The 23,848-nt window shown below is 41.9% G+C and carries 18 protein-coding genes; 14 read left to right on the forward strand and 4 right to left on the reverse strand.

Going from position 1 to position 23,848, the window contains the following annotated elements; genetic code table 11:
• Positions 1–165 precede the first annotated feature (165 nt).
• The 5 genes from RHM67_RS10725 (at position 166) to selD (ending at position 5,179) form a co-directional block, all read left to right on the forward strand.
• Complete coding sequence (locus tag RHM67_RS10725; protein ID WP_322226700.1) at positions 166–843, forward strand: response regulator transcription factor; 678 nt, start codon at positions 166–168, stop codon at positions 841–843.
• Entirely contained in the window at positions 840–2,090 is a 1,251-nt protein-coding gene (locus RHM67_RS10730; RefSeq protein WP_322226701.1) for a HAMP domain-containing sensor histidine kinase, read from the forward strand. Before RHM67_RS10725 ends, RHM67_RS10730 begins: the two co-directional genes overlap by 4 nt.
• Positions 2,091–2,835: 745 nt before the next feature.
• Complete coding sequence (locus tag RHM67_RS10735; RefSeq protein WP_322226702.1) at positions 2,836–3,108, forward strand: hypothetical protein; 273 nt, start codon at positions 2,836–2,838, stop codon at positions 3,106–3,108.
• Positions 3,105–4,139: a tRNA 2-selenouridine(34) synthase MnmH gene (gene mnmH, locus RHM67_RS10740; protein ID WP_322226703.1), complete on the forward strand. Its 1,035-nt coding sequence runs from the start codon at positions 3,105–3,107 to the stop codon at positions 4,137–4,139. Before RHM67_RS10735 ends, mnmH begins: the two co-directional genes overlap by 4 nt.
• On the forward strand, positions 4,139–5,179 hold the full coding sequence (gene selD / locus RHM67_RS10745) for a selenide, water dikinase SelD (RefSeq protein ID WP_322226704.1): 1,041 nt from the start codon (positions 4,139–4,141) through the stop codon (positions 5,177–5,179). Before mnmH ends, selD begins: the two co-directional genes overlap by 1 nt.
• A gap of 4 nt (positions 5,180–5,183) precedes the next feature.
• Here selD and RHM67_RS10750 read toward each other — a convergent pair whose 3' ends face one another.
• Together RHM67_RS10750 and RHM67_RS10755 are read right to left on the reverse strand one after the other, a co-directional pair.
• Positions 5,184–5,561: a class I SAM-dependent methyltransferase gene (locus RHM67_RS10750; protein ID WP_322226706.1), complete on the reverse strand. Its 378-nt coding sequence runs from the start codon at positions 5,559–5,561 to the stop codon at positions 5,184–5,186.
• On the reverse strand, positions 5,552–5,725 hold the full coding sequence (locus RHM67_RS10755; RefSeq protein ID WP_322226707.1) for a hypothetical protein: 174 nt from the start codon (positions 5,723–5,725) through the stop codon (positions 5,552–5,554). The genes RHM67_RS10750 and RHM67_RS10755 overlap by 10 nt, the downstream gene beginning before the upstream one ends.
• Positions 5,726–5,768: 43 nt before the next feature.
• Between RHM67_RS10755 and RHM67_RS10760 the strand changes: the two genes are divergently transcribed.
• Positions 5,769–6,245 (forward strand): rhodanese-like domain-containing protein, encoded by a 477-nt coding sequence (locus tag RHM67_RS10760; protein WP_322226708.1) that lies wholly within the window; start codon positions 5,769–5,771, stop codon positions 6,243–6,245.
• Here RHM67_RS10760 and RHM67_RS20625 read toward each other — a convergent pair whose 3' ends face one another.
• Positions 6,246–6,374: a YdeI/OmpD-associated family protein gene (locus tag RHM67_RS20625; RefSeq protein ID WP_369124765.1), complete on the reverse strand. Its 129-nt coding sequence runs from the start codon at positions 6,372–6,374 to the stop codon at positions 6,246–6,248.
• A 1,577-nt stretch (positions 6,375–7,951) separates the two neighbouring features.
• Here RHM67_RS20625 and RHM67_RS10765 point away from each other — a divergent pair.
• The 8 genes from RHM67_RS10765 to RHM67_RS10800 all read left to right on the forward strand — a co-directional run bounded on the left by RHM67_RS10765 (position 7,952) and on the right by RHM67_RS10800 (position 22,727).
• Entirely contained in the window at positions 7,952–11,113 is a 3,162-nt protein-coding gene (locus tag RHM67_RS10765; RefSeq protein WP_322226709.1) for a TonB-dependent receptor, read from the forward strand.
• A gap of 13 nt (positions 11,114–11,126) precedes the next feature.
• Positions 11,127–12,797 (forward strand): RagB/SusD family nutrient uptake outer membrane protein, encoded by a 1,671-nt coding sequence (locus RHM67_RS10770; RefSeq protein ID WP_322226710.1) that lies wholly within the window; start codon positions 11,127–11,129, stop codon positions 12,795–12,797.
• A gap of 15 nt (positions 12,798–12,812) precedes the next feature.
• On the forward strand, positions 12,813–13,937 hold the full coding sequence (locus RHM67_RS10775) for an IPT/TIG domain-containing protein (RefSeq protein WP_322226711.1): 1,125 nt from the start codon (positions 12,813–12,815) through the stop codon (positions 13,935–13,937).
• Positions 13,938–14,004: 67 nt separating this feature from the next.
• Positions 14,005–15,675: an endo-1,4-beta-xylanase gene (locus tag RHM67_RS10780; RefSeq protein ID WP_322226712.1), complete on the forward strand. Its 1,671-nt coding sequence runs from the start codon at positions 14,005–14,007 to the stop codon at positions 15,673–15,675.
• Positions 15,676–15,808: 133 nt separating this feature from the next.
• Positions 15,809–17,755 (forward strand): sialate O-acetylesterase, encoded by a 1,947-nt coding sequence (locus RHM67_RS10785; RefSeq protein WP_322226713.1) that lies wholly within the window; start codon positions 15,809–15,811, stop codon positions 17,753–17,755.
• 14 nt (positions 17,756–17,769) lie between these two features.
• Positions 17,770–18,570 (forward strand): polysaccharide deacetylase family protein, encoded by an 801-nt coding sequence (locus RHM67_RS10790; RefSeq protein ID WP_322226714.1) that lies wholly within the window; start codon positions 17,770–17,772, stop codon positions 18,568–18,570.
• 183 nt (positions 18,571–18,753) lie between these two features.
• On the forward strand, positions 18,754–19,857 hold the full coding sequence (locus RHM67_RS10795; protein ID WP_322226715.1) for an endo-1,4-beta-xylanase: 1,104 nt from the start codon (positions 18,754–18,756) through the stop codon (positions 19,855–19,857).
• Positions 19,858–19,865: 8 nt separating this feature from the next.
• Complete coding sequence (locus tag RHM67_RS10800) at positions 19,866–22,727, forward strand: glycosyl hydrolase 115 family protein (RefSeq protein ID WP_322226716.1); 2,862 nt, start codon at positions 19,866–19,868, stop codon at positions 22,725–22,727.
• Positions 22,728–22,746: 19 nt separating this feature from the next.
• Here RHM67_RS10800 and RHM67_RS10805 read toward each other — a convergent pair whose 3' ends face one another.
• The gene (locus RHM67_RS10805; RefSeq protein WP_322226717.1) at positions 22,747–23,778 is read right to left on the reverse strand and encodes a LacI family DNA-binding transcriptional regulator; all 1,032 of its coding nucleotides are present in this window, start codon (positions 23,776–23,778) and stop codon (positions 22,747–22,749) included.
• Positions 23,779–23,848: the final 70 nt, after the last annotated feature.

The following is a 23,848-nucleotide window of genomic DNA, read 5'->3' on the forward strand; positions in this document are numbered from 1 at the left end:
AAAATTGTGATATCTCTAAAGATATACTGTAAATCTGAAGAAAAACTGAATTGGCGCAGGCATAGGTGCTTTTTGATGGATTTAATACAGATTGTATTCAGATTGTTTGAGTAAATAGCCATTAAATACCCCATTACATTGCACCAATTGTTGTAACTTGAAAACGTGAAAATACTTATTGTTGAAGATGAGCAAGGGCTTAGGGAGAACATGCTAACCTACTTAAGCGAGGATAATAACATTTGCGAAAGCAGTGCTACACTTGCAGATGCAGTGGCTAAGCTGGCTTCATACAATTACGATTTTGTATTACTTGATATTGGCCTGCCCGATGGGGAAGGATTTGAACTGTTAAACTATTTGAAAAAGGAAATGAGGGGCGAGGCCGTCATCATCATATCGGCGCGCAATTCGTTAGATGATCGTATAAAAGGCCTCAATATAGGTGCCGATGACTACCTGGTTAAACCCTTTCACCTGGCGGAGTTAAAAGCCCGGATAGTGGCGGTTTTTCGCCGTAAAGCCACCAATAGCAACAATAACCTTATTTTTAACGAGATAGTGATAAACCTTATTGGCCGCACGGTTTTTATAAACGATGTTGAGATAATTTTAACCCGTAAAGAGTATGATATGCTATTATATTTTATAGCCAATAAAGGAAAAGTAATTGCCAAAACCGCCCTTGCCGAACATTTGTGGGGCGATGAAATGGATATGCATGACAATTTTGATTTTATTTACTCGCACATTAAAAACCTGCGAAAAAAGATCCTTGATGTTACCACTAACGATTATCTGAAATCTATTTACGGCATTGGTTATAAATTTACGGATAGATGAAACTGGCTGACCACTATAACAAGGTAAACATCGTTGTCACCTTGTCGGTACTGTTAATTGGTGCGGTTATCTATTTCTTCGCTATCGATAAGATCATAAATAACCGTTTGGATGAAGAACTTGGTGAAGAAGTTTCTGAAGTGATTACGTATGTGCATCAAAATCAGCTGTTGCCTAAACAGTTTGATATTGACGAGAACCAGTTAGAATTCATAAAAACAAATGCCCTAAACAGCAGCCCCAGGTATTTTGATACTACCTATGTAAATCCCCGCAAAAGTGGCGATAAAAGTGGCCGGGCGTTTGAAGGTGGCATAAAATTTAAAGGCGATAATTACAGGATCAGAATAATTATATCCAGCGAAAGCACAGTTTATCTTAAACAGATAATTACAGCTATTACCCTTGTATTAATACTTGCGCTGCTAACCATATTATCGCTGGCTAACAGGTATATACTTAACGATCTGTGGAAACCCTTTTTTGGCCTGCTGGCACACATGAAAGCATTTAATATATCAGAAAGCAGTTCCTTTATATTAACAAACAACAAAGTTGATGAGTTTGCGGATCTGGATAATGCTATTGCAGAAATGTCATCCCGTGTAACAACCGATTTCCAAAATCTTAAACAATTTACCGAAAATGCATCACACGAGATGCTTACACCACTTGCCGTTATCACATCCAAGTTGGATACATTGATACAGGATGAAACCTTGAAAAAAGAACATTTCGATCAGATCCAGGATATCTATGGAGCAGCCGGGAAATTATCGCGGCTAAACCAGTCGTTGTTGTTATTGGTTAAGATAGAAAACAATCTGATAGCAGATAACGATAATCTGGACCTTAACCAGCTGATAAATGATAAGCTCAGGCAGTTTCAGGAGTTATCTGCATCTAAGGAAATAAGGATTTATGCCGAGTTAGGCAGTAAAGAAGTTATAGTTAGTAAACACCTGATGGATATTCTACTTAACAACCTGCTAAGTAATGCTATACGGCATAATCAAAGTAAGGGTAGCATTAATATTTACCTAACGAATGATAAGCTTACAATCCAAAATTTGGGTTTAACCGGTCCGCTTAATAGCAATTCAATTTTTGACCGCTTCCAAAAAGGGAGTACGTCAGAAGGTGCCGGCCTCGGTTTAACTATTGTTAAAAATATATGCAATGTATACGATTGGGATATACAATATTCATCAGTTAATAATTTGCACACGTTTTCAATTGTTTTTTAATTGGTTTTATATTCTAATGTCGTTATTTCAACGTTTTATAAACGGCAAAAACGACAGCGAAAAACTAATAGGGGGCGCTGCAACAGTTGATTTTTGTAAAGTTCAAAACATTATCAATACAAAAAGAAAAATTGTAAGTAAGGTATGTGAAATAAGCGAAATGTTCATGTTGCGCAAATAGTTGGTTTGCCCGCATGCAATAGAAAATTAAGCGGAAGCTTTTCCAAAGGAAAAACGAAAAGATACCCGTATTATCATTGTGGAACGGGCTGCAAAACAAGATTTAAAGCAAATGTACTCAACGGTAATTATGAGGATAAATTGAATCAATAGAGCTTTGTTTTGGCGTTGAAAAATTATTCAATCTTTTTTTAGAGGATATAAATGTAAACATTCAACGCGATGAACATTTAAGTGAGCGAAAACTGTTGCTTAAGCAAATTGAATAACAAGAACCTTTTGTTTCTAAAGCAAGAAAACTATTTATAAATGAGAAAATTCAATTTGATGATTTCAGTAATTTAAAAAAAGAGTATCAAATCATATTGGACGACTTTAAAAATAATTTGGAAAAGGTGACAATAAAGTTGAGTTGTCTAGACAAACAATTAAAAAAAAATCATTCAGGGAAATTTTTTCCGATTTCAAGCATTTGAATATAAATGATAAAAAACATATCATCAATCTGATACCTCCAATCAATTTCGATAAGCATGGTAGTTTTTAAATTAACGTAAATAAAGCCTTGTCAAATATTTTGTTGCTCAAAAGTAAGACTGAATATCAACTCGATTCAACTGAAGTGCAGACGCAAACGCCTTTTCTACAACTTCATAATTTTAAAGATAGGAGAGTGACTGCCAAGAAAGCAATTGCTATATTAGCTAAAAGCAACATCCATATCGATGAAAATGATGCGGCTGTAATTCTTAATTTTCTCTATTTGGTTGCAAAGTCGAATAAAGCACATGCCTCGCCACCATATAGTTTAATTACTACTGTATATTTGCCCCGATGATCAAACCAATAGCGATAAGCGATTTTCTACTGATGGATGTTTCTGTTCCGCTGATTGATGTACGCACACCAGCCGAATTTGAGCATGGACACATTCCAGGCGCATTTAATCAACCTTTGTTTAGCAACGAAGAAAGAATAAAAGTTGGTACGGCCTATAAGCAGGTTGGCCGGGAGGAAGCGATCCTTTTAGGTTTTGATTTAACGGGTTCAAAGTGGTCTGGATTTATTAAGGAAGCTTTGATCATTGCACCCGATAAAAAGATAGGGGTACATTGCTGGCGCGGCGGTATGCGCAGCGGGGCAATGGCATGGGCACTTGATCTCTACGGCTTCGATGTTTATCTTATCCAAGGCGGCTATAAAAAATACCGTATTTGGGTGCACCTGCAATTCGAGGAGCGATATCAATTGCAGATACTGGGAGGAATGACCGGTTCGGGCAAAACCAAATTGTTACTTCAATTAAGATCTGTAGGTGAACAGGTAATAGACCTCGAAGAACTGGCACAGCATCAGGGTTCCTCTTATGGCAGTATGAATAAAATGATACAGCCTACCCAGGAACAGTTTGAGAATAACCTGGCCGGCCAGTTAAAAGCATTAGACCTGCAAAAAAAGGTTTGGGTAGAGGATGAAAGCCTGACCATTGGTAAACGCTCTATCCCCAATCCGTTTTGGCATCAAATGCGGGAAGCGGCAATTATCGATATTAAGGTAGGCCTGCAACTACGCGTTAACGCGTTGGCCGCCGAATACGGTTGCTTAGATAAAGATTTCCTGATGGAGTCTACCGAACGCATCCGCAAACGGCTTGGCCCGGAGCAAACTAAATTTGCCATCGAAGCGATCATGGAAGGCCGCATGAAAGATTTTGTGAAGATAGTTTTAGTATATTATGATAAAACTTACCGCACCGGTCTAAGTAAACGAGACGCTTCCAAAGTCGTATCGCTTGATCTTGCCGATGCAGACATCGCTACGCAAGCCAATCATATTTTAAATTCTACAATCAACGCGCCAGCTACTTAATGGATACAACAACAATTAAACTAACTCAATATTCCCACGGTGCGGGTTGTGGCTGTAAGATCAGCCCTGCCATTTTAGACAAGATACTGCATAGTAATATTGCCCCCGTTGCCGATCCAAATTTATTGGTTGGTAATGATAAAAGGGACGATGCTGCGGTATTAGATCTTGGCAATGGCACCGCCCTGATTTCCACTACCGACTTTTTTATGCCGATTGTGGATGACGCGTATGATTTCGGACGGATTGCTTCTGCTAATGCCATCAGCGACGTTTATGCTATGGGTGGTAAACCTGTTTTAGCCATTGCTATTTTAGGCTGGCCGATTGATAAACTTCCGCCGGAAGTTGCCCAAAAAGTATTGGAAGGTTCCCGCGCTGTTTGCGCCGAAGCCGGTATCACATTAGCAGGTGGTCATAGCATTGATTGCCCCGAGCCGGTATTCGGACTGTCGGTAAACGGTATAGTAAATATCCCGCAATTGAAGCAAAACTCGACTGCAACCCCTGGTTGCAAATTATATCTTACCAAAGCTTTAGGGGTTGGCATCTTGTCAACTGCTCAAAAACGAGGCGTATTGTTGCCGGAAGATGCAGCTATTGCACTAAAGAGCATGACCACATTAAACAAACTGGGCGAAGTATTCGGGCAGATGGATGATGTAAAGGCCATGACGGATGTAACCGGCTTTGGTTTACTGGGCCACCTCTCAGAAATGTGCGAGGGTAGCGGTTTATCAGCAATTATTGAATTTAATAAGGTGCCGGTTATCCCGTCTTTAGCAGGTTATCTGGAACAAAAATGCTTTCCCGGTGGCACGCAACGTAACTGGAATAGTTACGGAAGTAAAATAGGCGCGCTGACCGAAGAACAGCAATATATACTGGCCGACCCGCAAACAAGTGGCGGCCTGCTGGTAGCCGTTGCGGAAGAAGGTGCGGCGGCATTTGAAGCAACACTACAAAGCCTGGGGCACAGTTTAGCACCTATCGGTTGGTTAAAGGTGCCGGATAACGATGCGCTGATAACGGTGATTTAACGTCTTAATTGATGCTTTGCTTTAAAAGCTGCAGAATAGAAAGTTTTGTTTGAAAGGGGGTGATATGATCTTCATTGATACACCTGATCTTTTCAAAATCTTTTTTCAACTGGTTTTGCACCATATAGTTATTGATTGACCTGCCCGCAATTTGCAGATAAGCAGCTATCTGGCTGTCACGGGTCAGGAAATGAAAAGTCGCGCGGTCATGCCAAAGGTCAAAATGATCGTCCGTTTTAAAATCGGTTATGTCAGAGACCACCCATTTAACCAGGTTGCTTTTTTCGCCAAGCCGGGCTTTCTCCTTATCAATCGCAGATGCCGAAATATCCAAAACGGTAATGTTCTGAAAGCCTTCCTGTAAAAGAAAATCTACCAGCATACTATCGCCCCGCCGATGTCGATGATTCTTGCGTTTTTGGATAAGGCAAACTGGTGAATGAAATCCAGGGATGTCTGCAGAACTGCTTGCGTCCAGCTTACCTGGTTCGAAGTTTTATTGGAATAAATATCATCCCAATGTGCTTTTTCATTACCTTCATGCATAAAATCTGATCTTTGTAATAAAGGTCATCATAATTTCAACCAAATGAGCAATAAAATACGTTTAACCATTTACTGCCTGTTAATTGGCAGCTTATCGTCTTCATTGGCAAAAGCGCAGACATCGCCGGTTGCTGTACCATCTATCCTGAACAATTACCCCTGGACGGAAAGTGAATTGTTGGAGCCTGCGTTTTTAGCGGCCACTCTAAAGCAAGCACCAGCTAAATGGCCGCTTGTATTAAATATTGGCGCGGTCGAAGATATCAAAGGCGCAAAACACATTGGCGCGGTAAGTGAAGATAAAAATATAAAAGCATTAAAAAGTTCAGTAGCTGCGCTGTCAAAAAACACGATGGTCATTATTTATTGCGGTTGTTGCCCTTTTACCAAGTGCCCGAATATTAAACCTGCTTTTCTTGATCTAAAAAAAATGGGGTTTACAAACATTAAACTGCTGAATCTGCCGGTTAATTTGCAAACGAATTGGATTAGCAAAGGTTATCCCTTAGCTAAAGAGTGATCAGGTCTTCAATGTTTTTTGTTTGTTGCGGAGCATAATCATTGCTTTGTCGGCGCTAGCTTTTCTGGTTTCTTTCTGTTTGGCTGATGCCACCCAATCGCGGTAGCCTTGTTTATAAGATTTTGACAGGCTTCAAAAAATGAATTCGTTCTGGCTCTTGGTCGAGGAGTACCGGCAATTCGGCAGGGGTTCCTTCAATATGTTCTCCTTTTTTCAGCATTTGACATTGCTTTTTTGTTAATAAAGATACCCATACCCTTTAGTTACTACACCGAACTATAATAAAGAATAAAAGAGTTTCTATCTGTAATTGACGTCATTCTTGTTATAACAATAGTGTAGCCTTAAGGCGTTACCGAACTCTAAAACAGACTTCACAAGGGAATAGAGCAACCTTTTTATTAAATTATCTTAAGAGAGTATAACTTCGCCAAATCTCGAACTCTTTTATTGTTAATAAAAGAGCGGTTCAAGGACTTGTAAATGAGGGTTTTATTATGTTAAAAAAAGAAGGCGTTCTATAATAAACTCCTTCTTAAGTGAACCCTTAGTACACAATTTCCGAACTCTTTTCTTGAAGATTTGAAGAAAATGGCTTCTATCGCTACTTTTGTTTAAGTACTGATAATACCCGAAATATTATTCGGGGGAATTGGATGTTAATGCGGAGCCGACAGACTTTTAGCAATTGGCTTCGCTATCGTTGACGTCTGCAATTGTATAAATACGGCGCGTGGCGACATCGACCAGCATGCAACTTTTGGCGTGGAGATTTAGTCCCTGGTTTTTAAAGGAAATTTTAGAGCATGAAGTTTAACTTCAGCTAAGAATGTGATATAGGCGACAAGAAATACTGTAAAAAACGATGTCAAATAAATATCTGTAATATAAGCCTTTCTGGACTTGATCAGGTAAGTCGCTTTCTTATTATTGAGCGTCATATTTGTTTGGATGCAACTAATATAATCATTTAGCACCTCCTGTTCAAATGTAGTTTGTGTCTGAAACTGATTTGCATTATCTGGTTGAATTGTAAAGATCGATTCGGCCTAATGTGCTTTACTGTAGATTTTATAATCCCCGTTTTTGATAATGCCCATGGTTTCCAGGCCTACGGCAGTTACTTCAAGCCCCTGGTTTCCTGATTTAACTTTCTTAATGCTTTCCATAATTTGATGTTTTATTTCCGTACAAATATCCGCAGCAAAACAGATGCTAGTTATCCAAATCCGTTAATACAGTATCCGGAATAGGGCGAAAGGTGTCATCAAATTAATTAATTCATCCAGCAACCGTGCTTCATTACTTCTTAAGATTCCAAGGATTTTTGCACCTGATTTTTCTTGTCTTAATAATTATTAAAAAATTATTGCAATCGATTGTATTATTGAAATAATGTTTTTACTTTTATGTCGTAACACCAATTACACCTAATAATCAATTTTTTATTTACAAGTTCTACAGTGCTGATTAGCAACGAGGAACAAATAACGCAATCGATTAAAATTTCGATACGGAAAGGAGGAATACTTAATAAATCAGTCAGGCTATAATCTTATCGGTTTTACAATGGGGTAGTATACTGCATTGTAAAAAATCGGAATTGCATGTTTTCAATGTACAAAGGTTTTGACTGATGGAATCGAATATACTATTGCTCTTAAGAAATAAACCAATTAAGCTCTATAAAACAAACAACAATTATTATGGGAAAAAATTTACGAATAGTACTACTGTTTTTCCTGCTTGTGTACAGTATGCTAAGCATGGCGCAAACAGGAAGTATAGTGATCAAAGGAACAATATCAGACGATAAGGGTATCACTTTACCTGGCGTAACCGTATCTGTAAAAGATATGCTGGTTAACGCCATTTCCAATGTTGACGGTAATTACACGATTACCGTGCCTGCAAACGGAAAGACATTAGTGTTTTCATTTATCGGTATGGAAAAGCATGAAGTGAACATTAATGGCAAAACGCTTATTAACGTCATACTGCACTCATCAACCACCTCATTAACAGATGTTAATGTAGTAGCTATAGGGTACGGTAGCCAAAGCAGGAGTAACCTGTCAGGTGCCATATCATCTATAAAAGCAGCAGATATTGCCAATATACCACAGGTAAGTATAGAGCAGTTAATGCAGGGTAAAGCGGCAGGTGTTACCATTACGCAAAACTCAGGTGGGCCAGGTAGTTCTACTTCGGTACACATCCGCGGTATCACATCTTTAACGTTATCTAACGAGCCTTTGTATATTATAGATGGTGTACCTGTATCCGGTGATGCCAATAACCGTACAACCAGTGGGCGTTCGCCGCAGTTAGCGCCTAATAATGGCGAAAACGGTGTTAGTCCGCTATCATTTCTTAACCCGAGTGACATTGAATCAATTGATGTGTTAAAAGATGCATCTGCTACGGCTATTTATGGTAGCAGGGGTTCTAATGGTGTGATCATCATCACCACTAAAAAAGGTAAGAACGGTAGTTTCCGCGTAGGATATGACGGTTATTACGGTTTTCAGCAACAAGGCAGAGAGTTGCCGATGTTAAACCTGAAACAATATGCTTCGCTGCAAAACGCCCTAGCCGATGTGATCGGTATTTCCAGAAGGGGCGAGTTTGCCAACCCTGAACTTTTGGGCAAAGGTACCAATTGGCAGGATGAGATCTTTAAAACGGCTGCACAACAAAGCCATCAGTTAAGCTTCTCTGGTGCAAAAGACAATACCGATTACTATATCTCTACAGGTTTTGTTAAACAGGACGGTACAGTATTGGGTAACGATTACAAACGTTATAATGTGCGTGCCAATGTAAACTCCCAGCTTAAACCATGGTTAAAAGTTGGTACAACCATGTCTGGCAGCTACAGTTTCCAAAACACATCTTTAAGCAACAATACTGGTATAATTTATACGGCATTATTAAGCGCGCCAGACCAGGTTGTTTACAATGCAGATGGTTCATTTGCAGGACCGCAGGCCGATCAGATAGGGGGGCAAAATAACCCGGTTGAACAGGCTTTGCGTATTACCAACAACCTTGCCCGTTATAATTTTAATGGTGGTTTATATGTCGATCTGAAATTAACAAAAGACCTTACCTTTCGTTCGGAAGGTAATGGCGACCTTAACTTTAGCGCAGCTAAATTATTCAGGCCAACTTACAACAACGGCCCGCGCTTTGTAAATCTAACGGCATCTTTACAGGAATACAACAGCAATTCCGTTTACTGGACCTGGAAAGAATACCTTACCTATAACCATACATTTGCTAAAAAGCATGCCTTACAGATTACAGCCGGCCACGAGCTGATCAATATCAATTACAAAGATAATTCGGCCAATATCCAAAGTTTTTTAAGTAACGACCTTCCGGCGCTGGGCCTGGGCGACGCTAAAACCGCAACAGTAGGAGAATACATTGGCCCGACAGATGTATTAGAATCAGCGTTTGCAAGGGCTATTTATACGTTTAATGATCGGTATAATTTAACAGCAACTTTCAGGGCAGACAGGTCATCTAAATTTGCCCAAGGCCATCAAACAGGTTATTTCCCTTCTTTCGGTGCTTTCTGGCGCGTGTCTGAAGAACCATTCTGGAAAGAATTAAAAGGCGTTGCTGATAACGTTAAACTAAGATTAGGTTACGGCCAAACTGGTAACCAAGCTGTTCCAAACTACCTTTACGGTTCTGCTTTAAATGCGGTGATCACGGGCCAGGGTACAGGTTTCGCTATCGATAAAATAGCTAACCCTAATTTAACCTGGGAAACCGCTATTCAATCCAACGTTGGTTTAGACTTCTCTTTATTTAACGGCAGGATCGAATCATCTGTAGATTTCTGGCGCAAAAGTTCAAAGAACTTCCTGTTCCAGGCAGCGCTACCGGCATTCCTGTTGGGCCAAACTGCCGAATACTCCGGTACAGGCGTTATCAGCCCGCCATATGTGAACGGTGGCGAGCTTAAGGCTAATGGTTTTGATGTGTCTATTAACACAAAAAATATCTCAGGTAGCAATTTCAGATGGAACACATCAATAGTATTCAGCCATTATGCCAATAGGGTAGAGTCTTTATATACCGGCGTACCTTTCATCAGCCAAAACGTAACAACCAGTTTCCTGGCGTTACCGGTAACCCGCACACAGGTGGGTACATCTGTTGGTGAGTTTTACGGATACAAAATAAAAGACATCTTCAGAACGGCTGAGCAATTACGCAACGCACCGGTTCAGTTTGGCCGCCCTATACAAACAGGCAGCGGTGGTACTTACCTGGGCGATATCCAATATGAGGATATTAACAATGATGGTAAAATTGACGCCAACGACCAAACCTTTATCGGCAACCCTAATCCCCAATTTACTTACGGTATTACCAATAATTTCTCTTATAAAGCTTTCGACCTGTCGATATTCCTGAATGGATCATATGGTGCTAAAATATTTAACGTATTAAATTACCAGATAGCCGGATTAGGAAGTCTTTATCAAAACCAGGTGGCCTATGTAGCCAGTTTCTGGACACCAACAAACCCGGGCTCCAACGTGCCAAGGCCGATAGCAGGGGATAACCCCAATTTGCTGAACTCGGATCGTTTTATCGAGAATGGCTCGTTTCTACGGGTGCAGAATGTAAGTCTTGGTTTTACACTGCCATCAGTAATTGCTAAAAAAGCAAAGCTTGAGCGGTTACGTGTTTATGCAAGTGGTCAAAATTTATATGTATTTACACCTTACAAAGGCCTCGATCCGGAGATTGGTTCTGTTAACCAGAACGTGTTCTTATCTAACGTTGACCTGGGCAGGTTCCCGATACCTATGACCATTGTATTTGGTATTAATGCATCATTTTAATTTAGAATTTAACATGAAAACATTTAATAAATATTTAATAACGGTAACAGCGCTGACCTGTATGATCAGCAGTAGCTGTAAAAAAGAGTACTTTGACCGTCCTCCAAAAAGTCAGATCACGATTGATAACTTTTACCAGAATGCAGAGCAGGTTAATGCCAGTACCCTATTATTATACAGCGCGCCATGGTTTGGTTACAGCGGTAAAGGAGGCTGGTCTATTACAGAATTAGGCGGGGGTAACGGCAGGACATATTCTGCGGATATTATCAATTTTCAGGATTTTTCTGTTTCGGCAACCAATTTTGAGATCTCGGCGGTATGGAACTCCCTGTATATCGAAGTTGCACAAGCCAACGCGGTAATCAACAATCTGCCGTCTAAGGTTCCGGCATCGGTAGATAAGGTAGTAGTTAACAACGCACTGGGCGAAGCCCATTTGTGGAGGGCGCTTGCTTACTTCCATTTAGTAAGGGTATTTGGCCCGGTACCGATCGTCGAAAACACATTTGATTATGTGGCCGATTACCAGGTGCCAAGAAACCCGGTAGCTGATGTGTATAAGTTTATTGTGAACGACCTGAAGTTTGCAGAAGCGAATTGCTACACCAAAAATAGGAGCGGTACGTCGCCATCTAACGCTAAAGTTTCCAGCGGATCAGCATCTGCTTTACTGGCAAAGGTTTACCTGTATATGCAGGATTATCCAAACGCGCTGACCGAAGCAAATAAAGTGATTAATAGCGGTGAATTTAAACTGTACGGAATAGATGTACCTGGAAAATCCTTCGCCGACTTGTTCCTGACAGCTAACAATAACAACGAAGAATCGATTGTTGCCTTACAATGGGCCGGTAACGGCGGTTACGGCAGGGGTAACCCTTTCCAAGCTGCGGTAGCTTACAACAGCCAGATCACCGGCACAGGGGATGGTTACGGTCAAATGGCACCAACCTTTGATCTTCAGGATAAATTTGACCCGAACGATCTACGCAGAAAAGCGACCATTATGTTGCCGGGCGATAAATATCCCGAGATCAACCAGTCTGCAGGTGGTTATACCTTACCTGCCGATGCCAACTCACAGGGCACCCACGCACAGGTTAAAAAATACGTAGTAGGTACACCGGCTGATAATGGCGGTACCGGTAGCGCACAATCATCAGCTAACAATACTTACCTGATGCGTTACGCTGAGTTGTTTTTTATTAAAGCAGAGGCAATAATGGCCGGTGCCAAAACCAGTTCAAATCCGGAAGCGCTTGCAGCTATCAACACTATTCGCAAAAGGGCGGGATTAGGTAACCTGGCGGTAATAGACAGGGGCGGCTTTGTGACCAACCCTAACTATGTTGCCGGCAGTAATCAAAAAGGCCAGCATTGGCCAACAGTTTACCAGGATGATCTGTTAGATGAACGCCGCAGGGAATTTGCATTCGAGAATGACTACTTTTTTGACTTGATGCGCCTGGATGGTTATAACAAGACCAGCCACCCTATTGCGCTACAAATCATCAAGCAGCAGGATAAAGGTACATCTGATAGCCAGACTCCGCCTAACCGCTACGGTAATGGTTACCTGACTAACATTAACGATGCCAGTTTTGTGTTCCCTATCCCGGCCACAGAAACGGCTGCAGATCCTAAATTGAATGATCCACCGGTTCCTTACGTTTTTAAATAATTTAATTATATCATCATGAAATTAAATCTTAAAATAGTTTACCTGGTATTGCCGCTGCTTATTATATGCGGAATATCGGCCTGTAAAAAGAATAACGAGGGCGGCAAAGGTGCGCCAATGGTTAACCGTGTACGCTTGCTTAGCAAAACAGATACAGTAAGAGATGTTATCCATCCCATCACCTTAGATTCTAACAGCATTTATGACCAGACACGGTTGAATGCATATGACTCAACGGTTGCAGCAGGCAGGTTGAATACGCAGTACGCTATACTGGGATCCAATCTAAAAACAACAAAATCTGTGTCGTTCAACGGTGTTTTAGTTTACTTTAATCCCGGCCTGGTAACGGATAATAGCATTATCCTGACCTTGCCGGCTACCCTTCCGTTTGGCCCTACAGAGTCTAATAAACTGACCATCGTGACACAATACGGTACGGTAGATTTTAACTTCGGTATTCAGCAGCCGCCGCCAACTATTGCAAGTTTCACACCGCTGGCAGCCAGTGCAGGAGATATTGTGACCATCACCGGGTCGGTATTCAATTCTGTATCAGCTGTGAGGTTTGACACCACACCTGCAGAAATTGTTGGAACGCCTACCAGTACCGAGATTAAGGTAAGGGTACCTGCGGGTGTTGTACAAGCTTATGTTTACGTAACCACACCGGGCGGCACAACCCGCTCGCCGGGGTCATTTGGCTTTAAGGCGCTGGTATATGATGATGCCTTCACCTCAGGCTGGGGATCGTACTTCGGTTATAACAGTACCCGTGATATTGCTAATACCGAGCATCCAAAAAGAGGCACTATTGCCATTAAAACAACTTTTAGCGATGCTTACGGTGCTTTCCAGGTAGGTTATAACGGCGCTACGTTAGATGTGAAAAAAGCCGGTTTAACTGCCATTAAATTTTCAGTATACGGTGGTAACGGCACCGACGGGAAAAGTGTGCAGGTGGTTATCAACGGCTCTTACGGCTCGGCATTTGCCGTACCGATTAGCCCGGGAAAATATACCGATTATACGGTACCACTTAGTTCGGTAGGTAACCCAGCCACAATATCGGAACTTGTGATCCAGATCCTTAATGGAAATGGCAGCACTGTTTATATTGATGATATCGGATTTATTTAATGATGGGCTAAAGCGTTGCCACTTGGCAGCGCTTTACTTCGTTTTAAAATCAAACAAAACTTTAATTATGAAAAATTCTACAAAAATATTGCGGCTTTGCGTCGCCGGTATGCTTATTGCCTGTAGTTCTTCCTGCCGTAAGGATAATTATGATAACGTAACCGTGCCGGAAACACCACTTTTAACCAGCACCGGCAATGTAAACCCTGCAGATAGCATGGGCGTGCTTAAAATATTAACGGCAAGTAGCTTCCCAAATATGGGAATGGCTGTAACCTACGGTCCAATGTCATCTAATGCAGCGTTTTTGGCTACAGTAAAGGCGCATGCCAATAACATTACCTTCGGTAACGAGTTAAAGGAAGGTTCTGTTGTAACCAATAATGGAACTTACAATTACACCACAGCCGATGCTTTATACAACATTTGTAAAAATAACGGCTTGCAGGTTTTTGGTCATACGCTGGTTTGGCATTCGCAGCAAAACAGCACCTATTTAAATGCGCTGATCGCGCCGCAGGTAACAGCACCGGTATTAACCAACGTGCTGGCCAATGGTGGTTTTGAAGCCGGCAGCGGTAGTTCATTCACCAATTGGGGCGCTTATAACGGTGCTGCTTCTTTTATGGCAGGCTCCGGCGCCAATGAGGTGCGCACAGGCAGCCGGTCGCTTAAAGTTTCGGTAGCGGCCAATGGCGAGGCTTATTCGGTACAGCTGGCCAGTGATCTATTCGGTACTACTGTGGGTACATCTTACACCATGACGTTTTACATCAAAGCAGCAACGGCAGGCGGTAAAATGAGGATCTCAACTGGTACAACGGCACAATACTCTTCCGATTATGCTACCACCACCTCTTTTGCCCCTTACACCTTTACATTTAACGCTAAAGATGCGCAAACGCGTGTGTTGATAGATATAGGTTCTGTTGCTAATACTTACTATGTTGACGATGTTGCCGTAACCGGCCCTGCCAGCGGCAGCGGTATAATAGAGCAAACTGCTGCCCAAAAAGCAACAGCTATTGATAACGAAATGAAAAAGTACATCACAACTACTATGCAGCGTTACACAGGTAATATCAAAGCATGGGATGTGGTTAACGAGCCATTTACCAACAACGGGGCATTGCGTACTAACACCAATTACAGCGTTGCTGCCAATAATGAGTTTTTGTATGGACAGTACATTGGAACCAAGTATGATCAAAACAACTACATCCTGAAAGCTTTTCAATATGCAAAGGCTGCAGACCCATCTGCGTTAAGGTTCATTAACGATTATAATTTGGAGGTATCAAGGGCCAAGACAGACTCGATTGTTGCCCTGGTCAATTACATTAATAAACAAGGTGCGCTTATAGATGGTATCGGTACACAAATGCACATTGCCCTAAATACATCACACGCTGGTATCGATTATGCCTTTAAGGCGCTGGCATCAACAGGTGTAAAGATCCGCATATCGGAACTTGATATCATCTTAAATTCATCACGATCAGCCACCTACACCCCGAGTGTAACCGGTTTGAATTTGCAGGCGGATTTGTACAAGTATGTGATGCAATCGTATCTTAAAAACGTACCTGTAGGACAGCGCTACGGGGTAACGGTTTGGGGGGTATCAGATACTGATAGCTGGTTAAACACAACAGCATCACCGGATGTGCCATTACTGTTTGATAAAAATTACAAAAAGAAGGTAGCCTTTGCGGGCTTTATACAGGGTCTTAAATAATCTATACTTTTATATTGTTAAATAATATCAGGGCAGGTAATTAAACATACCTGCCCTGCTTATTCCGGTCAATTAAGCTTTTATTGTTTGTGTTTTTATTGGTTATATTGGTTCAACTTTCTGCTCTTATTACATGAAATTATTTTTAAGATTAGCCTTTTTTTTTGGATGTTGGTTAACGCTGCCTGCACATGCAGCTGTGCGGCTGCCGCAATTGATAAGTGATGGTATGGTGCTGCAAAGGGGCGTGCCGTTAAACATTTGGGGCTGGGCTGATGCAAATGAACAGATCATCTTAACATTCAATAAAAAAACCTATCGCATAAATTCCGGCGCTGACGGGGAATGGAAAGTGATCTTTCCTGCCATGAAAGCCGGCGGGCCGTATACGATGGACATAAGAGCTTCTAACCAGATCACTTTAAAAGATATTTTAATTGGAGACGTTTGGTTTTGTTCGGGCCAGTCGAATATGGTTTTACCGATGGAAAGGGTAAAAGAGCGTTACCCGGATGACATAGCATTAGCCAAAAATTCGCAGATCAGGAATTTTTCCATCACGACAGAGTCGGATGTAACCAAAGAGCACCAGGACGTGTTGCCTGCTAATTGGAGCGCGGCTACGCCTGAAAATGTGCTCAACTTTGGGGCTGCCACCTGGTTTTTTGCCAACCAGTTATATAAAAAATATCATGTGCCCATTGGCATTATCAATTCTAGCGTTGGGGGCACACCTATCCAGGCGTGGATCAGCACAAATGGACTGAAGAACATTACGCCGTATAATAGCCGCGTCCTGCAGACGAACACCCGGGCTTTTCAGGATAGCATCCTGAAGGATCAGCAAGCAGCCAAAAATAAACCGCCTGCAATACATAACGATAAAGGGCTATCAGAAGCAACAAAATGGTATGACCCTGCTTATATACCTAAAAGCTGGCATCAATTCTGGTTGCCGGGCTACTGGACCGATCAGGGCATAAGGGATTTAAACGGCGTGGTATGGTTTCGCAAAGAAGCCGATTTGCCCGCCTCAGCAGCTAACCAAACTGCTAAATTGCTTTTAGGCAGGATACTAGATGCCGATGAAACTTATGTGAATGGTAAATTAGTGGGCAGTATCAGCTATCAGTATCCTCCGCGGCGTTATAATATTCCGGATGGTTTGCTTAAGACGGGCAAAAACATCATTGTGGTAAGAGTTACCAACTTTAGCGGAAAGGGTGGGTTTGTACCCGATAAGCCATTCTATTTAACCGTAGGGAACGACACCATTGACCTAAAAGGGAGCTGGCAATATAAAGTAGGAGAGGTGTTTACGCCTGAACCATCAGCAAACGCCATCCCTGTTTTTTCTGCACAGAACGAGCCTGCCGGATTGTTCAATACCATAGTGGCACCAGTAATTCAATACCCGGTAAAAGGAATCTTATGGTACCAAGGCGAAACCAATGCCGAAGCTCCGGCTAATTACGGCCAGTTGTTAACTGCTTTAATTGCCGACTGGAGGAATAAATGGCACCTTGGCAACCTGCCTTTTATTTATGCACAGCTTCCTAACTTTAACGACGTGCAATACAGCCCTGCTGAAAGTAAATGGGCAGAGCTACGCGAGCAGCAGCTTAAAACGCTTGCAGTACCCAACACGCGGATGATCGTAATCATAGACCTGGGAGAATGGAACGACATCCACCCTTTAAATAAAAAGGATGTAGGAACCCGCTTTTTCCTGGCTGCACAAAACACAGCTTATGGCGATAAGACTACCGTATACTCGGGCCCCATATTTTCTTCAGCTAAAGTTTTGGGAGACCAGATTGAGTTATCTTTTAACCACACAGGCAGCGGTTTAACAGCCAAAGGGGAGGATGAGTTAGGCGAATTTGCCATAGCCGGAATAGATAAAAAATTCGTTTGGGCCAAAGCTGTTATTAAAAACGGCAAAGTAATTATTCATATCGATAAAATTCAAAAGCCGACATACATTCGGTACGCTTGGGCCGATAACCCGAAGGGCGCTAATTTGTATAACAAAGAAGGTTTGCCTGCCTCGCCTTTTGAGGTTAAATTAACAGAGTAATTAAATGGAATTACATGATGAAAAATATAAAATACAGTTTGGTTATGTTGCTTTTATTCAGTTTTTACAGCGGTATTGCTCAAAAAAATGAGTTGTGGAAAGGAAAGCAGTGTGCGGTAGTTTTAACTTATGACGATGCTATAAATGTCGATCTGGATAATGTTATTCCTGCGCTCGATTCGCTAAAGTTGAAAGGGACTTTCTACCTCATCGGGTCGTCTCCTGTGCTTAATTTGAGGATGCAGGAATGGCGAAAAGCGGCAGCCAACGGTCATGAACTGGGTAATCATGCCTTATTTCACCCTTGCGACGGAAATTTGCCGGGCAGGGGCTTTGTAACCGCCGAGAGCGACCTGAGTAAATACACCGTAACACGTGCTGTAAACGAGATCAGGATCAACAACACCCTACTTAAGGCGATAGATGGCAAGGATACCCGGACATTTGCTTACCCCTGCGGCGACCTTAAAATAGGGGATAAGTTTTTTTACGAGGAACTCAGGAAAGATTTTTCCGGCGCACGTGGTATCAGTTCCGGTTTGCAAACGGCAGACCAGGTTAACCTTGATAATGTTAACGCCTATTTTATCAATGGGCAATCTGCCGACTATATGGTCGGCCTGGTAGAGCAGGCCAGACGAACTAACACCTTGCTTGTTTTTTTATTCCACGGCGTAGGTGGCGGCCATAATCTTAACGTCGACCTAGAAGAGCATAGCAAATTGCTTCACTATCTAAAAAACAACGAAAAAACTGTATGGACAACCACGATGGTGAATGTTACCGAGTATATCAGGAAAAAGCGGGCTAAATAATATAACCTCTTTTTATTAAATCAACCGTCAATCTCAAAAACGATCTTTTTAACCGGAGCAAACCGATAATGACATAAAAATCAAATATTTTTATTATTATAACAATCGATTGTATAATAAATTTATATTTGGGATATCTGTTATAAACCAGGCATTAGAGATGATCCTGACCATCACAACACTATGAGCAACTTCAAACTGAAATATATATTTACAGCTGTGCTTTTTACATTTTTAGGCAACTTTCAGCTAATATCCGTATCCGCACAACAAGCACCTGCCTCAAAGGGACTAAAAGATTATTACCGTAAATATTTCCCGGTTGGTGTTGCTGTTTCACCGCGGTCTATCAAAGATGCTAAGCAGTCGGCTTTAATTACAACGCATTTTAACAGTATTACGCCAGAGAATGCCATGAAAATGGGGCCGATCCATCCAGCAGAATATTATTATAATTGGAAGGATGCCGACGCTATTGTAGCTTACGCGCAGGCAAATGGTTTAAAGGTGAGGGGCCACAACCTTTGCTGGCACGAGCAAACACCTAAGTGGATATTTACGGATAAAAAAGGCAAACTGGTAACAAAAGAAGTGCTTTTACAAAGGCTTAAAAGTCACATAGAAAAAGTTGTAGGCCGCTATAAAGGTAAAATTTACGCCTGGGATGTTGTGAACGAGGCCATTGATGATGACAGCTCAAAGTTTCTGCGTAACTCATTATGGTTCCAAATCAGCGGTGAGGATTTTATTTTTAAAGCATTTGAATACGCACACGCTGCCGACCCTAAGGCCATTCTGTTTTATAACGATTACAATACCGAGCGCCCGGAGAAAAGAGAGCGGATCTATAAACTATTAAAGAGATTGGTGGATGCTAAAATTCCGATTCAGGGTGTTGGGCTGCAGGCGCACTGGTCGTTAGTTGAACCTTCACAGCAAGATCTGATCAATACCATTGAACGTTTCAGTTCATTAGGATTAAAGGTGCAGATTACCGAGCTGGATATCTCTGTTTACCCATGGGAAAAGGAAAGACGTAACCTGCGCACGGGCGAATCATTAGAATTTACAGCTGATAAGGAACAGCAGCAGGCAGCGCAATATGCAATGGTATTTAAGGTGTTTCGCAAGTATAAAAATGTGATAACCGGGGTAACTTTCTGGAATATTTCTGACCAGTACTCCTGGCTGGATGATTACCCGGTAAAAGGCCGCAAAAATTATCCATTATTGTTCGATCAAAACCTGCAACCCAAAAAAGCTTACCAAATGGTGGTTGATTTTTAACCTTCATCATGAAAAAATACTTGTTTAGCGCATTTATAACCTGTTTGGCTATTATTTTCGTGTGGCCTTACAAAGGATTCTCCCAGGTTCCCGGCGGGCAAAACTATATCGCCGTACAAAATACCAAGGGCTCTTTTCAATTATCGGCAGCAGGCAGATCTGTACCCGTTTATACAGCAGATACAGACTACCCGGGCGTTAAAAGAGCGGTTAACAATTTACTAGCTGACATCACTTCCGTAACCGGATCAACACCTGCACTCATTCAGGATCTTAAAAATAACAAGTTTTTAGTACTTATCGGTACCCTGGGTAAAAACCCTTTGTTAGATCAGCTGGCGTCAAATAAAAAAATTGATGTGGCTGCTATCGCCGGTAAATGGGAGGCGCACCTTACGCAGGTGGTGCAAAATCCTTTTCCGGGAGTGAAGCAGGCACTTATTATTGCGGGCAGCGATAAACGGGGAACCATCTATGGCGTTTATGACCTATCCGCACAGATAGGTGTATCTCCATGGAATTGGTGGGCAGATGTGCCGGCAAAAAAGAAAGCCAATATTTATGTTTTGCCCGGCCGTTATACGGATGGCGAGCCGGCTGTTAAATACAGGGGCATTTTTATTAATGATGAAGCGCCTGCCTTTTCGGGATGGGCAAGGGCAAAATTCGACGGGGTTAACCACCAGGTGTATGAAAAAGTTTTTGAGCTGATACTGCGTTTAAAAGGCAACTACCTGTGGCCCGCCATGTGGGATAATGCCTTTAACGATGATGATAAGCTAAACCCCGTCTTGGCGGATGAGTATGGCATTGTGATGGGTACCTCTCACCACGAGCCGATGGACCGGGCGCAGAAAGAATGGAAAAGATATGGCGAAGGCGACTGGAACTATCAAACTAACGAGAACGTATTAAAAGATTTCTGGAAAAAAGGCATCCAAAACATGGGTGATAAAGAAACCATAGTGAACCTAGGAATGCGGGGCGATGGGGATACGGCAATGTCTGAAGGGGGCAATATTTCCTTGCTTGAAAAAATAGTAAAAGACCAGCGGCAAATCATTACTGATGTTACGGGTAAAGAAGCGGTAAAAACACCGCAAATGTGGGCCTTGTATAAGGAGGTGCAGGATTATTACGACAAAGGCATGCGCGTACCAGATGATGTTACCCTGTTGTTGTGTGATGATAACTGGGGCAATATCCGTAAACTGCCTGCATTGAATGCAAAGCCACGTAAAGGCGGCTACGGTATTTACTTTCATTTTGATTACGTAGGCGGGCCGCGAAACTATAAGTGGCTTAATACAAACCAAATTGCGGCAACCTGGGAGCAAATGCACCTTGCCTATGAATACAATGCCCGGCAGGTTTGGATAGTGAACGTTGGTGATCTTAAACCGATGGAGTTTCCGGTTAGTTTTTTTTTAGATTACGCCTGGTCACCAGATAAGTGGCCGGCAAGCAAATTGAGCGAATATACCAGGTTATGGGCAAGCCAGCAGTTCGGGCCGGAATATGCTTCAGAAATAGCCGAGATGTTAAATAGGTACAGCCGTTATAACAACAGGCGCAAACCTGAGTTACTTGACCAAAACACCTATAGTTTAAACAACTACCGTGAGTTTGAAACCGTAGTAGCAGATTATAACAGCTTAAAGCATGATGCAGAAGCGCTTTACGCCAGGATGCCACAGGAGGATAAAAGTGCCTTTTACCAGTTGGTTTTACACTCTATCATCGCCTGCGCCAACGTTAACGAAATGTATTTTGAGGCAGCAAAAAATAAGCAATATAGACTTCAGGGCCGGGCTGCTGCCAATACTACTGCCAATAAAGTAAAATCCTTATTTGAAAAAGATAAACAGATTTCCCGATACTATAACGACACCCTGTCTAACGGCAAGTGGAAGCATTTGATGGACCAAACGCATATCGGTTATACCTACTGGCAACAACCTGATCAGGATAAAATGCCTGATGTAAAAGAAATAACGCTGCCATCTGCTGCAACAATGGGCGTAGCAATAGAAGGCTCGGCAAATACATGGGGGGCAGGGCAAACAGCAACCGGCCTGCCAGAATTTTGTATGGGCCAATATAATCGTCATTATATTGAGGTATTTAACCGCGGTAAAACACCGTTCATATACACGGTAAAGTCATTAGCGCCTTATCTAAAAATAAATCAAACAGCAGGTCCATTAACAGAGCAGGAGCGGGTTTGGCTAACGGTAGACTGGGCTAAAGTTCCGCAAAGCAGTAATAAGGCAGTCGTAACCATTATTGGCTTGCAAGGCAGCGTGATGGTAAATGTAAAGGTCAGCAAACCCAAACAAGTTGCAGGTAAGGTTTTCCTTGAAACGGATGGTTTCGTTTCCATAGAAGCGGCGCACTACAGCAAAGCGGTGAGCAAAGGCCCTGTAAACTGGCTAGTTATTCCTAACTATGGCCGTACTTTATCCGGCGTATGCCCGGTACCGGTTACGGCGCCGAACGCAACACCCGGCGGCAATAGTCCCCATGTGGAATATAATATAAACTTCAGAGACACCGGCACGGTTGCCGTAAATCTTTATATCTCGCCAACACTTGATTTTAAGAATCAAAAGGGTTTGCGTTATGCTGTTTCCATAGATCATGAGCGGCCGCAATTGGTCAACATCAATGACAATGAAAAGCCTGGCGAAGGCGAATGGAACAATAGTGTTGCAAATAATATTAAGGTATTGGTCACCAAACACCATATTAGCAAGCCGGGCATTCATATTTTGAAATACTGGAAAGTTGATGCCGGCGTGGTCTTACAAAAGATAGTTATTGACACGGGCGGACTAAAAGAAAGTTATCTGGGGCCGCCGGGCCAATAGGGTCCCCAAAAGGATTAAATCAACTGTTTTTTTGTGTGGAAGACCTGATGATGAGCTTAGGTTTAATGCTGATCACTTTAGGGATAACAACAGTATCGGCGTTCTCCATCTCCTGAAAATATAAATTAGCCACCGTTTTACCCATATAAAAACTGAACTGATCTATCGTAGTGATAGAGGGGCTGGTAATATCTGTAAAATCTTCGTTTGAATAACCGCAGATCCCTAATTCATTGGGCACTTTCACGTTCATAGCTGTTGCTACTTCTAAAACTCCTAAAGCCGAGAAATCTGACGTTGATGCAAATATTGCATCTGGTGGCTGGGGTAAACTTAACAGTTGCCTCGTGGCATTTGCGCTTAATTCTTTTGTCCAGGCATTTTCCTTCATCAATTCCTTGATGACTGGCATGTTGTTTTCCTGAAGCGCCCGCAGATAACCGTTTTTCCTCTGGCGGAATATATTTAAGTTTTGCGGCCCTTCCAGTAATGCGATTCGGGTATAACCTTGTTTAATAATATGGCTAACCGCTTCAAAAGAGGTTTGTTCGTTGTCGTTGGTTACTTTCAGGGTTTCCAGTTCGTCAGCTACGCGGTCAAACTGTATCAATTGGATATTGTGATCGATGATGTTTTGCAAGTGTTTAAATTCTGTGGTTTCAACAGAGATTGAGATAACAATACAGTCCACATGCTGGTTAATAAGCGTGTTGACACACTGCACCTCTTTTTCCAATAATTCATTCGATTGGCAAATGACCAGGTTATAACCTTGCTCATAAGTGACAGCCTCAATTCCTGCAATAACGTTCGAAAAAAAAATTTGATTGATGCGTGGGACAATTACGCCAATCGTTTTAGAATGACCTGTACGTAAATTTGAAGCTAATGTGTTGCGCTGATAATTAAGCTCTTGTGCGGTTTTTAAGATCAACTTTTTAGTAGCGGGATTTACAGTACTGCTATTATTAAGTGCACGCGAAACCGAAGAGGGGTTAAGATTAAGCTTTTCGGCAATATCATAAATGGTTGTTCTTTTTTTTGGTTTCATAGACAATTAAAAAAATTATAAAATAATTTAAGCAATCGATTGTAATTTGAAGATTTTACGTTATTTTCGT

Source organism: Mucilaginibacter sp. 5C4 (assembly GCF_034345625.1).
Taxonomy (GTDB): Bacteria; Bacteroidota; Bacteroidia; order Sphingobacteriales; family Sphingobacteriaceae; genus Mucilaginibacter; species Mucilaginibacter aurantiaciroseus.